The sequence below is a fragment of the Bartonella melophagi K-2C genome (genome assembly GCF_000278255.1).
In the GTDB taxonomy this organism is placed as follows: Bacteria; Pseudomonadota; Alphaproteobacteria; order Rhizobiales; family Rhizobiaceae; genus Bartonella; species Bartonella melophagi.
Genome location: NZ_JH725082.1, coordinates 48194 through 63112, shown reverse-complemented (window position 1 = coordinate 63112; position 14919 = coordinate 48194). Strand labels below are relative to the sequence as shown.

General features: G+C 38.8%; 15 protein-coding genes. 5 read left to right on the top strand and 10 right to left on the bottom strand.

Annotated features, from left to right (window positions below; genetic code table 11):
• Positions 1-3 precede the first annotated feature (3 nt).
• The 8 genes from ME3_RS03130 to rpsL all read right to left on the bottom strand — a co-directional run bounded on the left by ME3_RS03130 (position 4) and on the right by rpsL (position 6268).
• Positions 4-297, bottom strand: coding sequence for a 50S ribosomal protein L23 (locus tag ME3_RS03130; RefSeq protein WP_007477067.1), 294 nt, complete (start codon positions 295-297; stop codon positions 4-6).
• Positions 294-914, bottom strand: a complete 621-nt coding sequence (rplD, locus tag ME3_RS03125) for a 50S ribosomal protein L4 (RefSeq protein ID WP_007477066.1) — start codon at positions 912-914, stop codon at positions 294-296. Before rplD ends, ME3_RS03130 begins: the two co-directional genes overlap by 4 nt.
• Entirely contained in the window at positions 914-1654 is a 741-nt protein-coding gene (rplC, locus tag ME3_RS03120; protein WP_007477065.1) for a 50S ribosomal protein L3, read from the bottom strand. Before rplC ends, rplD begins: the two co-directional genes overlap by 1 nt.
• 27 nt (positions 1655-1681) lie before the next feature.
• Complete coding sequence (rpsJ, locus tag ME3_RS03115) at positions 1682-1990, bottom strand: 30S ribosomal protein S10 (protein ID WP_007477064.1); 309 nt, start codon at positions 1988-1990, stop codon at positions 1682-1684.
• Positions 1991-2055: 65 nt separating this feature from the next.
• Positions 2056-3231, bottom strand: coding sequence for an elongation factor Tu (gene tuf, locus ME3_RS03110; RefSeq protein ID WP_007477058.1), 1176 nt, complete (start codon positions 3229-3231; stop codon positions 2056-2058).
• A gap of 63 nt (positions 3232-3294) precedes the next feature.
• Entirely contained in the window at positions 3295-5379 is a 2085-nt protein-coding gene (fusA, locus tag ME3_RS03105; protein WP_007477056.1) for an elongation factor G, read from the bottom strand.
• 27 nt (positions 5380-5406) lie between these two features.
• The gene (gene rpsG / locus ME3_RS03100; protein ID WP_007477054.1) at positions 5407-5877 is read right to left on the bottom strand and encodes a 30S ribosomal protein S7; all 471 of its coding nucleotides are present in this window, start codon (positions 5875-5877) and stop codon (positions 5407-5409) included.
• 19 nt (positions 5878-5896) lie between these two features.
• Positions 5897-6268 (bottom strand): 30S ribosomal protein S12, encoded by a 372-nt coding sequence (rpsL, locus tag ME3_RS03095; RefSeq protein WP_007477052.1) that lies wholly within the window; start codon positions 6266-6268, stop codon positions 5897-5899.
• Between the two features lie 515 nt (positions 6269-6783).
• Here rpsL and xth point away from each other — a divergent pair.
• From xth to ME3_RS03070, 5 genes are all read left to right on the top strand, one after another.
• The gene (xth, locus tag ME3_RS03090) at positions 6784-7575 is read left to right on the top strand and encodes an exodeoxyribonuclease III (protein WP_039952528.1); all 792 of its coding nucleotides are present in this window, start codon (positions 6784-6786) and stop codon (positions 7573-7575) included.
• Between the two features lie 124 nt (positions 7576-7699).
• Complete coding sequence (locus ME3_RS03085; RefSeq protein WP_007477048.1) at positions 7700-8608, top strand: transporter substrate-binding domain-containing protein; 909 nt, start codon at positions 7700-7702, stop codon at positions 8606-8608.
• A gap of 139 nt (positions 8609-8747) precedes the next feature.
• On the top strand, positions 8748-9500 hold the full coding sequence (locus ME3_RS03080) for an amino acid ABC transporter permease (RefSeq protein WP_007477046.1): 753 nt from the start codon (positions 8748-8750) through the stop codon (positions 9498-9500).
• A gap of 2 nt (positions 9501-9502) precedes the next feature.
• Positions 9503-10219, top strand: coding sequence for an amino acid ABC transporter permease (locus tag ME3_RS03075; RefSeq protein ID WP_007477044.1), 717 nt, complete (start codon positions 9503-9505; stop codon positions 10217-10219).
• 11 nt (positions 10220-10230) lie between these two features.
• A complete protein-coding gene (locus ME3_RS03070) occupies positions 10231-10977 on the top strand; it encodes an amino acid ABC transporter ATP-binding protein (protein ID WP_007477042.1) in 747 nt (248 codons plus the stop codon).
• A 100-nt stretch (positions 10978-11077) separates the two neighbouring features.
• Here ME3_RS03070 and ME3_RS03065 read toward each other — a convergent pair whose 3' ends face one another.
• Positions 11078-11866 carry a tetratricopeptide repeat protein gene (locus tag ME3_RS03065; protein ID WP_007477040.1) on the bottom strand — a complete coding sequence of 263 codons (789 nt, stop codon included), beginning with the start codon at positions 11864-11866 and terminating at the stop codon, positions 11078-11080.
• Positions 11867-12060: 194 nt separating this feature from the next.
• Positions 12061-14784, bottom strand: a complete 2724-nt coding sequence (locus ME3_RS03060) for a valine--tRNA ligase (RefSeq protein ID WP_007477037.1) — start codon at positions 14782-14784, stop codon at positions 12061-12063.
• Positions 14785-14919: the final 135 nt, after the last annotated feature.

The following is a 14919-nucleotide window of genomic DNA, read 5'->3' as shown; positions in this document are numbered from 1 at the left end:
TTATTAAAGACCTGTCGAAAGGTCAATTGAGTAACCTTTAGCCAATGTCACAATCGCTTTTTTGACATCATTCTGTCGACCAACAACACCTTTGAAACGCTTTACTTTACCCTTACGAATCGTTGTGTTAACCGCCTTAACCTTAACATTAAAAAGCGCCTCAATAGCTGCTTTGATTTCAGGTTTCATCGCTTTTGGTGCAACATTAAAAACAACTTGATTATATTCAGAAATCATAGTCGATTTCTCAGTAATAACCGGACTAATAATTACATCATAGTGTCGAAGATCCGTCATTTGAAACGCTCCTCAAGAGCCTCAACAGCTGCCTTCGATAAAACAAGCTTATTGCGACGCAAAATATCATAAACATTAATCCCCTGAACCGGTAAAACATCAATATTAGGGATATTAGATGCTGCACGAGAAAAATTCATATTTATTTCTTTTCCACCAATTAACAGGGCATTATTAAAACCAAGCTTAGAAAAACTCTTAGCAAGTACTTTAGTTTTAGCATCCTGAACATTAAGTTCATCAACTACAATCAAATCATTTGTCTTTAGTTTTACTGATAAAGCAAGACACAGCCCAAGTGCACGACTCTTCTTAGGAAGAATATGTACGTGACTACGAGCCATTGGACTATGTGCTTTACCACCACCTCGAAACTGCGGTGCGCGAGCAGATGAATGCCGGGCACGTCCAGTTCCTTTTTGTTTAAACATTTTTGCACCTGTCCGAGCTACATCCGAACGCCCCTGTGACTGATGCGCTCCTTGCTGACGACGTGCAAGCTGCCAACGAACAACACGCTGGAGAATATCTTCACGCGGAGCGAGGCCAAAAATATGTTTAGAAACTTTTAACTTACCAGCTTCGTTGCCGTCAAGAGTTTTAATTACAAGATCCATTATTCAGCCTCCTCAACTTTAGAGGCCTCTACCACCGGAGTAGATGATTCAGTCTTTTTCTCGACAGAGCGACGAATCCCAGCAGGCTTTGGCGCATTATCAGGAAGACGCTTCTTTACAGCATCACGCACTAAAATCCAAGCCCCTTTAGAACCAGAGACAGCACCACGCACCAAAATCAAACCACGATCAATATCAGTAGAAATAACTTCGATATTTTGCGTCGTCACACGTACTTGCCCCATATGACCAGCCATTTTTTTACCTTTAAATACTTTACCCGGGTCTTGACATTGCCCTGTTGAACCATGAGCACGATGTGTAATTGAATTACCATGTGAAGCACGATGCCCACCAAAATTATGCCGCTTCATAACACCGGCAAAACCTTTACCGATACTTGTACCCGTTACATCAACTCTTTGCCCTGGAATAAAGTGTTCCACTGTAATCTCAGTACCTACATCAAGCAAATTATCGGGACTAACACGAAATTCCACTACCTTAGCTTTTGGTTCAACCATAGCCTTAGCAAAATGCCCACGGAGAGCTCGCGAAATATTTTTAACTTTCGCAAACCCCACACCTAATTGAACAGCAGTATAACCATTCTTCTCAACTGTACGCTGAGCAATAACCTGACAATTCTCCAAACGAAGTACTGTCACTGGTACATGCTCACCAGCCTCATTATATATACGGGTCATACCCAGTTTTTGTGCTATTACACCTGAACGCATCGGGTTTGTTCCTTCTGTCTTCAAACCTCAGAGCTTAATTTCTACATCCACACCAGCAGAAAGGTCGAGCTTCATAAGAGCATCCACCGTTTGCGGTGTGGGATCAACAATATCAAGAAGACGCTTATGTGTGCGCATCTCAAATTGCTCACGACTTTTCTTATCAATGTGTGGCCCACGATTGACCGTAAACTTCTCAATCCGCGTCGGAAGCGGAATGGGACCACGGACATTGGCGCCAGTACGCTTGGCGGTCGACACAATTTCACGCGTCGACGCATCAAGAATCCGGTGATCAAACGCCTTTAAGCGAATGCGGATATTCTGACCATTCATATTCTTATTTCCCTGTCATACGGAGCAACTCTAACACTAAAAACACTTCTGATAATTTATTGATATTATTCAATAATCTTAGAAACGATACCAGCTCCGACAGTACGCCCCCCTTCACGGATAGCGAAACGAAGCTTCTCTTCCATTGCAATCGGAACAATCAAAGAAACATCCATTGCAACATTATCACCCGGCATAACCATTTCCGTACCTTCTGGAAGTGTAACAATTCCTGTCACATCCGTGGTGCGGAAATAAAACTGTGGACGATAATTCGTGAAAAACGGTGTATGACGACCCCCCTCATCTTTCGTCAAAATATAAGCCTCAGCTTTAAACTTGGTATGGGGCGTAACAGAACCAGGCTTCGCTAAAACTTGTCCACGCTCAATACCTTCACGATCAATACCACGAAGCAATGCACCGATATTATCACCTGCCTGACCTTGATCTAAAAGCTTACGGAACATCTCAACACCTGTAACCGTCGTCTTAGAAGTCGGACGAATACCTATAATCTCGATTTCTTCACCAACTTTAATAATTCCACGCTCAACACGACCCGTTACAACCGTTCCACGCCCAGAAATCGAAAAAACATCCTCTATAGGCATCAAAAATGGTTGATCAACCGGACGCTCAGGCGTTGGGATATAATTATCAACCTCATTCATCAAACGACGAACCGCATCCTCACCTATACTTTTATCTGAATCCTCAAGAGCTGCTAATGCAGAACCTTTAATTATCGGTATATCATCACCAGGAAAGTCATATTTCGAAAGAAGCTCCCGAACTTCAAGCTCAACAAGTTCTAAAAGTTCAGCATCATCAACCTGATCAACCTTATTTAAAAAAACTACAATCGCAGGAACACCAACCTGACGTGCCAACAAAATATGCTCACGCGTCTGAGGCATCGGACCATCAGCTGCTGAAACAACCAAAATCGCCCCGTCCATTTGCGCCGCACCTGTGATCATGTTCTTCACATAATCCGCGTGGCCTGGACAATCAACATGCGCATAGTGACGCTGCTCTGTTTCATATTCAACATGCGCTGTTGAAATGGTAATTCCACGCGCACGCTCCTCAGGCGCCGCATCAATTTGGTCATACGCTTTAAATTCACCAAAATACTTCGTAATCGCCGCTGTTAATGACGTCTTCCCATGGTCAACGTGACCTATCGTTCCTATATTAACATGCGGCTTCGTACGTTCAAATTTGCTCTTTGCCATTTGAGCTCTCCATTTTCTGTCCAAATCAAGGACTAAGTTTAAAATTAATACGTAATCGAAAGATCACGCGTATTTTTTCTGAATTTCCTGCGCCACAGCTAAAGGAACAGGCTCATAATGATTAAATTGCATTGTATACTGAGCACGCCCCTGACTCATTGAACGAAGCGTGTTTACATAACCAAACATATTCGCCAAAGGAACCATCGCATTTACTACTGTCGCAATGCCGCGCACCTCAGTACCTGAAATTTGACCTCGGCGAGAATTTAAATCACCAATTACATCTCCCATATAATCCTCTGGAGTCACAACCTCCACCTTCATGATTGGTTCAAGAAGCTGTGCACCTGCCTTTTGTGCCCCCTCTCGAAAAGCTGCGCGCGCAGCAATTTCAAAAGCTAAAACAGAAGAATCAACATCATGATAACCACCATCAATTAGAGTAGCCTTCACACCAAGCATGGGAAAACCTGCAAGAGGCCCTGATCCCATAACGCTTTCAATACCCTTCTGAACACCTGGAATATATTCTTTAGGAACAGCACCACCAACAATTTTTGATTCAAATACAAAATCATCACCGTCATGAGGCTCAAAAATAATCTTCACACGAGCAAACTGCCCAGCACCACCAGACTGTTTTTTATGAGTATAGTCAATTTCCGCAACTTTCGTAATTGTTTCACGATAAGCAACTTGTGGTTGACCTACATTAGCTTCAACCTTAAATTCACGCCGCATACGATCAACAATAATATCAAGATGCAACTCTCCCATTCCAGCTATAATTGTTTGACCAGATTCTTCATCTGATTTAACACGAAATGAAGGATCTTCCGCAGCCAAACGATTAAGTGCAATACCCATTTTTTCTTGATCTGCTTTCGTTTTCGGTTCAATCGCAATCTCAATAACAGGCTCAGGAAACTCCATTCTTTCCAGAATAACAGGCTTCAAAGGATCACAAAGAGTATCACCTGTCGTCGTTTCCTTAAGGCCCGCAAGAGCAACAATATCACCTGCAAACGCCTCCTCAATATCTTCACGAGAATTTGAGTGCATCTGAAGCATACGTCCTAAACGTTCCTTTTTTCCTTTCACTGTATTTTCAAGAGAAATACCTCTCTGAACCTTACCAGAATAAATACGACAGAAAGTTAATGACCCAACAAATGGATCATTCATAATCTTAAAAGCAAGCATAGAAAGTGGGGCATCATCTGAAGACTCACGCGTTGTTTCAGCTTCAGTTTTAACATCAATACCATTAATAGCCGGAACATCAATCGGAGAAGGAAGATAAGAAACAATAGCATCTAATAGCGGTTGAATCCCTTTATTTTTAAAGGCAGTACCACAAAGAACTGGATGAAACTGAACCTCTATTGTCCCCTTACGAATAAGAGCCATAAGCTGCTCATCGGTTGGCATAACACCATCCAAATAACCCTCCATAGCAGCCTCATCAACTTCAACTGCCATTTCAACTAATTTCTCACGATATTCCTCTGCTTTTTCTTTCAATTCGACTGGAATTTCACCTACTGTAGCCGAAGCACCAATAGAACCATCCCACTTCAACGCCTTCATCTCAATAAGATCAACAACGCCTTCAAAATCATTCTCAGAACCAATTGGCAACTGAATAACAAGCGCCTTAGCACCCAATCGCGAACCAACCATTTCTACACTACGATAGAAGTCAGCTCCAATTTTATCCATTTTATTAACAAAAACCATGCGTGGTACATGATATTTCTCAGCCTGCCGCCAAACCGTTTCCGTTTGAGGCTCTACACCAGCATTAGCATCTAATAAAGCTATCGCACCATCAAGAACACGTAAAGAACGCTCAACTTCAATTGTAAAATCAACGTGCCCTGGCGTATCAATAATATTAAAACGTCTGCTCCGGCCATCACGCCCTTTCCAAAAAGTTGTTGTCGCAGCAGATGTAATTGTAATACCACGCTCTTGCTCTTGCTCCATCCAATCCATTGTAGAAGCACCATCATGAGTTTCACCAATTTTATGATTTTTACCAGTATAGAACAAAATACGCTCAGTCATCGTGGTCTTACCCGCATCAATATGCGCCATAATACCAAAATTACGATAGTCTTCGATTTTATATTCGCGAGCCATTCTATTTGCCTTAGATTTACAATATACCTACCAGCGATAATGAGAAAATGCACGGTTAGCCTCAGCCATACGGTGCACATCCTCACGCTTTTTTACTGCAGAACCACGATTATTAGCCGCATCCACCAACTCTCCAGAAAGACGATCAATCATTGTCGTCTCATTACGTCCACGCGCCGCCACAATTAACCAACGAATAGCAAGAGCTTGACGACGATCAGGACGAACATCTATCGGAACTTGATAAGTAGCACCACCAACACGGCGCGAACGAACTTCAATATGTGGAGCAACATTTTCTAATGCCTGATGAAACAAAGCTACAGGATCTGTTTTTACTTTACTCTCAACCGCATCAAGTGCACCATAAACAATGCGCTCAGCAACAGATTTTTTACCATCAAACATAATGGCATTCATAAACTTTGTAATGACCAAATCACCAAACTTAGGATCTGGATTAATTTCACGTTTTTCTGCTCTATGGCGACGGGACATTGGCTTTGTCTCTCAGTATTTATTTCGGACGTTTTGCGCCATATTTTGAACGGCGCTGTTTACGATTTTTAACACCCTGTGTATCAAGCAAACCACGAATAATGTGATAACGAACTCCGGGTAAATCCTTTACACGACCGCCACGAATCATCACAACAGAGTGTTCTTGAAGATTATGTCCCTCACCAGGAATATAACCAATAACCTCGAATCCATTTGTTAAACGAACCTTAGCAACTTTACGAAGGGCAGAATTAGGCTTCTTCGGTGTCGTTGTATAGACACGAGTACAAACGCCACGTTTTTGCGGGTTCGCCTGAAGGGCAGGAACTTTATTACGCTTAACCGGCGCTACACGTGGTTTGCGAATCAACTGGTTTACGGTAGGCATACAACCTTCCTTTTTCAATCTACGTTCATCTCGCCCATTTGGGCTTCTTTACTTTATTAATGTAATGCCTATCCCGATACAATTGGAATAAAGACTTAAGCTTACACACAAAGCCGGGCACGCTTATATAGATAGCCTACCCGACTAAAAGCAGAGGAGGCATTAGCCTCTTGCACTAGTATTGGTTTTTAAATTTTTTAAAACAAACTCTGTTTGACATGAATCCCAGGGCGAAACCCTAAAATATTAATCACTCTCACATCGGTCATGATGATTTTTAATAACGAGAACATATACATTCGTCAAGTATTAAACAGCAGAAAGTTTGTAAAAATGAAAATAAATAACATTACAGCACTTTTACAAATTTGGTTTTTAAAGAAAAAAACTGTAAAGAAAGTTGCTGCTGTAATAATTCCATCCAAAAAAAATAACTGCAATATATTAGAGAGTTTCCAACATACTATTCTGTAATCACTTGCTAATTGTATATATAATGCTTAAAAGTTAATATGATGAAAATTGCAACATGGAACATTGCTGGAATAAAAGCACGACATGACACACTATGTAAATGGCTGCAGAAAAATCAGCCTGATATAGTTTGCTTACAAGAAATTAAATGTATTGATGCAAATTTTCCACGTGATGAAATTGAAACTTTAGGATATCATATAGAGACACATGGACAAAAAAGTTTCAATGGCGTTGCACTTCTTTCTAAAAAAAGACCTGATGAGCTCATCCGTCGATTGCCAGGTGATGACAATGACGAGCAAGCACGTTATATTGAAGCCGTTTACTCAACAAATAAAGGGGTTGTTCGTGTTGTTTCCCTTTATCTTCCGAATGGTAACCCCATCAATAGCGAAAAACATCTTTATAAAATGAAGTGGATGGAGAGATTATATACACATGCAAAATCATTACTTGCATATGAAGATCCCCTTATTCTAGCTGGAGATTATAATGTCATCCCAACCCCATTGGATGCAAAAAAACCTGAAGAATGGAAGAATGACGCTTTATTTCTTCCACAAACACGACAAGCATTCCAGCGCATTGTTTATTTAGGTTTTTATGATTCTATTCGTAACGTTACAGATGATTCTTCTTTTAGTTTTTGGGATTTTCAAGCTGGTGCATGGCAAAAAAATAATGGTATTCGTATTGATCATTTATTATTATCCCCAGAAGCTGCAGATCAACTTGTTTGTGCCTACAGTCAAGCTGAAGCAAGAGGATATGAAAGGCCGTCAGACCATGTTCCTGTTTGGATTGAGCTCAACTCTAATTTAAAAATTTAACCTTGTTATGAGGATAATTTAAAAAAAATACCCACTTTGAATAATAAACATGTTACATTGCGTGCAAAAGATTTTTAAATATAATAATTAAGAACAAAAAATTATAAAATAAATGGAGGAAATAATGAAAAAATCACTGTTGGCATTTAGTGCAGCGATTGTTATTGGGCTAACAAGTATGGTGCAAGCTCAAAATGACACACTGGAAAAAATTAAAACAACAGGAGAAATTACTTTAGGTGTTCGCGAATCATCTATAGGTTTAGCCTATGCTATTGGTAATGGTAAATATACAGGTTTTCATACAGAAATGGCAGAATATATCATTGATGATATTTCAAAAAAAATTGGTCAATCAATTAAAATCCATTATCTTCCTATCACGTCACAAAATCGAATTCCTCTGTTACAAAACGGAACCTATGATTTCGAATGTGGTTCTACAACAAATGATTCTTCTCGCAATAAAGAGGCAGCGTTTGCTTATACCACTTATGTTGAAGAAGTTAGAATTGCTGTAAAGAAAAATTCTGGTATTAAATCTATTGAAGATTTAAATGGTAAAACAGTCGCAACCACTACCGGTACAACATCTGTTCAGCTTATCCGTAAAAATAAACGCGCAAAGAACATTAACTTCAAAGTTGTAACAGGTAAAGATCACGGAGATAGCTTTTTGTTGTTAGAATCTGGTCGTGCTGACGCATTTGTGATGGATGCTTCAATTCTCTCTGGGCATATTTCTAAATCAAAAAACCCATTCGATTATATAATTCTCGATACAGTGCTTTCAATTGAACCTATTGCCTGCATGCTTCGATTAAATGACAAAAACCTCGAGCAAGAAATTAACAACAGTATTATTCGGCAAATTAAAGATGGTTCACTTGAAAAACTTTACAATAAATGGTTTATGGAGCCAATTCCTCCTACAAATACTGTTGTCAATCTCCCCTTATCCCAATCAACAAAATTTGCTTGGGAAAATCCCAACAATAAACCTCGGGAACATTATATAGAAAACAACTTGTAGTATTTGGATAAAGAGCAACCACACTCTCCAAAAACCGAGTGTGGTTGTGCTTTTTTAACTTTTCAATAAATTTAGCATGTGTAATGCAGCTATTTATCCACCTTACTAAGGGATGGACAACTTTAGGAAATGCTGACTAATGGACTTTTCTTTCCTTTGTATAGATGATCTTAATCAAACACCAGTGATTGGGTGTCTTGGAACTCCTGGTATAAGTCATACCTACTTGGACACACTGCTCGATGGCTTTAAAAATACCGCTATATTATCTGTTTCTTCATTAATATTAGCTGTATTTGTCGGTGTCATTATAGGGACAATACGCACTTTACCCCACACTTCCATCATCAACCGCGTTTTTCGCGCTATTGGTTGTGTTTGGGTAGAAATTATGCGCAATATCCCTCTACTTGTACAAGTGTTTTTATGGTATTTTGTTGTCCCTAAAATTTATCCACCAGCAATAAGTTTTTCACCTATTATATTAATAACCTGTGCTTTAGGATTCTTCACATCTGCACGTGTCGCAGAGCAAGTTCGTTCAGGTATTGAATCTATTTCTTCTGGACAGCGTTATGCAGCCATGGCAATGGGATTTACTACTGGTCAAAGTTATCGCTATATCATATTACCACGTGCTATTCGTACAATCTTGCCACCATTAACTTCAGAAGCAATGGGGATTGTAAAAAATTCATCTATAGCATTTGCCGTTTCTATTAACGAACTAATGCAGTTCCAATACCAAACAATTGAAGAAGTAAGTCATGTCTATGAAAACTATTTGATTGTTACTATTCTTTATATTGCTATAGCTTTATTCATTTTTGTTATGATGACAATCATTGAGAAAATGCTTAAAATTCCTAATCTTCAAACGGGGGGGCGTTGAATATGAAAGATTTTATGAATTCTTATTTTTGGCCTTATCTTTCTTTCAATTTTTCAGACTTTGATTTTTCATTTTTTACTTTTGATATATTCCTCTCTTATATTCTGCCAGGTCTGCTTTTTAGTGTTTTTCTAACGCTTTTTGCAACGATATTTGGATTTATCTTCGGCATATTGTTGACAATGATGCGGCTTTCTTCTATTAAACTTTTTTCCTCGCTTGCCGTAATTTATATAACTGCCATGCGCTCAATACCACTTGTTATGGTTATCTTATGGTTTTTTGTGCTCTTACCTTTCCTAACGGGAACGTCAATCGGCGCGAATAAATCAGCATTAATTACTTTTACTGCATTTGAAGCTGCTTATTTTGCTGAAATCATGCGCGCTGGCCTTTCTTCAATACCGCAAGGGCAAAAATATGCAGGACAAGCTCTTGGAATGACGTATTGGCAAAACATGTATATTGTACTTCTTCCCCAAGCCTTCAGAAACATGCTGCCTGTTTTTTTGACACAGGTTATTATTTTGTTTCAAGACACAACACTTGTTTATGCAATTAGTGGTAACAGTCTTTTAAACGGTTTTGATATTGTTTCTAACAATTTTGGTGTAAAACAAGAAGCTTACATTTTAGCAGCCATTTTCTATTTTGCTATCTGTTTTACATTGTCGCAGATAGTCTTATACCTCCAGAAAAAAATATCCATTATTCGCTAATAAGGAAAAAAATGTCTACTCATATGATCGAAATGAAAAACGTTTCCAATTGGTACGGCGAAGTTAATATTCTTAAAAATTGCACAACCAATATTAATAAAGGGGAGGTTGTGGTAGTTTGTGGACCATCAGGTTCAGGGAAATCAACCTTCATTAAAACCATCAATGCCTTAGTACCTTTTCAAAAAGGCGAAATTTGGATTAATGGTGTACCAGTGCACTCAAAAAAAACAAATTTACCTAAATTGCGCAGCCATGTGGGAATGGTATTTCAACATTTTGAGCTTTTCCCACATTTATCTGTTACAGAAAATTTAACAATTGCGCAAATTAAAGTTCTAAAACGCAGTAAGAAAGAAGCACTTGAGCGTGGTTTATTGTATCTTGAACGTGTTGGACTTATCGAACATAAAAATAAGTACCCCGGTCAACTTTCAGGAGGCCAACAGCAACGTGTTGCTATTGCACGAGCTTTAACTATGGACCCACTTGTTATGCTTTTTGATGAACCAACCTCTGCCTTGGATCCCGAAATGGTGGGTGAAGTGTTAGATGTTATGATCAACTTAGCAGAAGAAGGTATGACAATGATTTGCGTAACCCATGAAATGAGTTTTGCGCAAAAAGTATCAAAGCGCGTAATTTTCATGGATCAAGGAACAATTTTTGAAGATTGTTCATCAGAAGAATTCTTCTCTGATCCACAAGCTAGAACACCACGTGCACAAGAATTTTTATCAAAAATTCTCAATCATTAACTGCTACATTGTATATGTAAATCATTTTATTGTGAGTCTATACATAAAACCAAAATTTCACGTATAGACATTAGAGGTGTATTATCGCAAATAAAATTGTTTAAGAATTACCTTTTTCAAGAATATCAATAGCTAACAACATCGCTGTACGCCGTTCAAATTCATCACAAATAGCAAAAGCTCGTTCTTGCATAGGACGAATCCAACTTTGATCTTTTGTGTTAGCCTTTTCATAAGCTGCAGTTAACATTGCTACACCACGAACCGTTTCCCCTGCTTGAAACAACATATTTCCGAGCATAGCCTGAGCAGAAGAATTTCCTTTCTTAGCTGAAAGCTGAAACCATCGGGCTGCTTGTACAGGATTTTTTTCTCCACCTTCACCTTTTAAAAGCATGTTACCTAGATAATATTGAGCTTGAGGGTTTCTATAATTCGTTGCAGCCTGCGTGTAAAGATCAACTGCATAAGAAGGATCAGCTTCTACAGGCGAATCAGGAATACCTTTTCTAAGATAGTTTGCAAGCTTAACTAATGCATCAGAAACATAACTCTCATTCTCCGAGCCAGGATCAGCACCTTTTTCAACAACATGCGCAAAAAAAATATATGCCTTATAATCATTTTGAGGCACACCATCGCCATTTGCATAAATATAACCAAGTTTCCAATTCGCACCAATATGGCCCATATTAGCGGCACAATGTAAAGCTGAAATAGCTTGATCTGTTTGTCCATTTTTATAAGCAGACATACCACGCTTAAAAAAATCAGATGAACGGTTAGTTACTTTCTGGGAAACGCTTACATCCGTTGCATAAGCAGTAGAAAGAATCCCTAAAGCAATAGTCATCGTAGCTATTTTGAATATTTTAAAGCTATTTATCATTAAAAGTTATCCACTCTCATGACACCATCGGTGCCACTACAAATCTTAAAAAACATGTATTTAAAATGCATTACCTTTTTAAAATAAAAATAAAGTATTATATAATTTCACTTTTTAAAATACGTAATGAAAAAAATTATGAAATGTGTCACATTTAAATAATTTCTGACTTTCATAAAAATGAAGAATTTTAGTTAAACCAAACGTTCTAAAGCAAGCGATGTTTTGTTCTTTGCAGCACGTAGTTCTATAATTTTTTTACGTTCAATTTCAACAACTTCTAGTTTTGCATTCTCTATAAACTTTGGATTATTTAACCTAACTGATATTTTTTCAATATCTTGTTCAATTTTACTGATATCTTTCATCAAACGGGCACGTTCAGCATTTAAATCAATCAACTGCTCAAGCGATAAACAAAAAATCACCTCTCCTAAAACAATTTGCGCAGATCCAGATGGAATTTTATCAGAGAAACAAATTGTCTCAACACGTGCTAATCTTTTAAGAATAGTATCATAACGCTGCACACGTTTTTGTATTGTCCCTTCCCCCTCTATAATAATAAGAGGTGCTTGCGCAGCCGCTGGAACATTCATTTCAGAGCGCACAGAACGAATTTCACTAATAACGTCAATAAGCCAATTAACATCGATTGCAGCTTCTTCATCTACAAATGCTATCTGTGGCCATTGCGTCAATGCCAACATATTTTCACGTTTTATGCCTGACATTGCTGTGAGAGACCACAATTTTTCTGTGATATGAGGCATAAAAGGATGCAGTAGTTTATAAACTTCATCAAGAACCCAAGCAGTACATGCTTGCGCTTCTTTTTTGGAATCTTCGTCTGAACCTTGAAACACAGGTTTAAGAAATTCAAGATACCAATCGCATAATGTATTCCAAACAAATCGATAAAGTGCGCTAGCAGCCTCATTAAATTTATAGCTCTCAATACCAGCAGTCACTGCTGAAACAGTTTTGGATAATTCTGTTACAATCCAACGATTAAAAGTAAGTTTTGCTTCTTCCGGCTTAAAAGACAAACTATGCCTAACCCCATTCATTTCTGCAAATCGAGTGGCATTCCATAATTTTGTAGCAAAATTGCGATAACCTGCAACACGCGAAGAATCAAGTTTTACATCACGCCCCTGTGCTGCCATAATAGCTAAAGTGAAACGTAATGCATCTGCGCTATATTGATCAATAAGTTCTAGTGGATCAATAACGTTTCCCTTCGACTTTGACATCTTTGCACCCGTCTGGTCCCGTACGAGAGCATGTACATAAACAGTTGGAAAAGGTATCTCACCCATAAAATGAATACCCATCATCATCATACGGGCAACCCAGAAAAAAATAATATCAAACCCAGTAACCGATAGAGATGTTGGATAAAACGTTTTTAATTCTGTCGTCTTCTGTGGCCAACCTAGCGTCGAAAAAGGCCACAGAGCTGATGAAAACCAGGTATCTAAGACATCTTGATCACGCGTTAGCTGAACCTCTCTACCATAATGAGATAAAGCTGAAACTAAAGCTTCTTCTTCACTTTTTTCAACAAAAATCACACCGTCAGGGCCATACCAAGCTGGAATCTGATGTCCCCACCATAATTGGCGAGAAATACACCAAGGTTGAATATTCTCCATCCAATTGAAATAGGTTTTTTCCCAACTAGCTGGAACAAATTGTGTTTTGCCTTGACGAACAGCCTCTACTGCCGGCTTTGCTAATTCTGCAGCATTGACGTACCATTGATCAGTTAAAAATGGTTCAATAGGCACTCCACTCCTATCACCATGAGGAACAGTGTGCAGATGATCATCAACGCTTACAAAATAACCCCGCTCCTTCATTAAAGATACGATCTGATTTCGTGCAACAAAACGATCACACCGATCCAAATCCTCCACTAATGCTTTCAATTTGTCCGATAAGACCAAACCATCAAAAAATGCCTCATTATCACGCAAAAAAACTTCAGCCTTTTGCGTTAAAATATTGATTAAGCGCAAGCCATTTCTTTGCCCTACTGCAAAATCATTAAAGTCATGTGCCGGTGTAATTTTTACAGCACCACTTCCCTCTTCAGGATCAGCATAAGAATCACCAACAATCAATAACTTGCGACCAACAAGTGGTAAAATAGCATTTTGACCTATAAGATTTTTATAACGATCATCTTCAGGATTAACCGCAATACCCGTGTCACCAAGCATCGTTTCAGGTCGCGTTGTCGCAACTGTTATAAAAGTTGTTGAATCATTTGGATCAAAAACTTTACCTTCAAGCGGATATCTAAAATGCCACAAATGACCTTTTATTTCTTTCGAATCCACCTCAAGATCTGAAATAGCTGTTAATAACTTTGGATCCCAATTAACCAAACGCTTGTCTTTATAAATCAACCCTTGCTTATAAAGTATAACAAACACTTCACTAACAGCTTGAGACAACCCCTCATCCATTGTAAATCGTTCACGCGACCAATCACATGAAACACCAAGACGCCGTAGCTGGTTAACAATGATGCCCCCCGTCTCACGACGCCATTTCCAAACACGCTCGACAAATTTTTCCCTACCCATTTCTTGACGTGCTGGTTCTTGATATTCTGCCAATTGGCGTTCAACAACCATTTGCGTGGCAATCCCTGCATGATCCAAACCAGGTTGCCATAATACGTTTTTACCCTTCATTCGCTGAAAACGTACCATAATATCTTGGATTGTCGTATTTAAAGCGTGCCCCATATGAAGTGAGCCCGTTACATTCGGTGGGGGAAGCATAACGCAAAAAGGCTCTGCACCTGGTTTTGAACCAGCCCCCGCTTTAAAAACACCATGAGCTTCCCACTCTTTTGCAATCTGTGGCTCTATGGAAGCGGCATCATAGTTTTTTTCTATCATTCTTTTACCCACTTACTCATAACACCACTAAAAAACGTAACTTACAACCTAATACTCAGCAAACATTATTCGCAAATGTCACCCACTTAAAATGGTCCCATAAAATTATAAATCAGTTTTTACAATAAAAGGAAA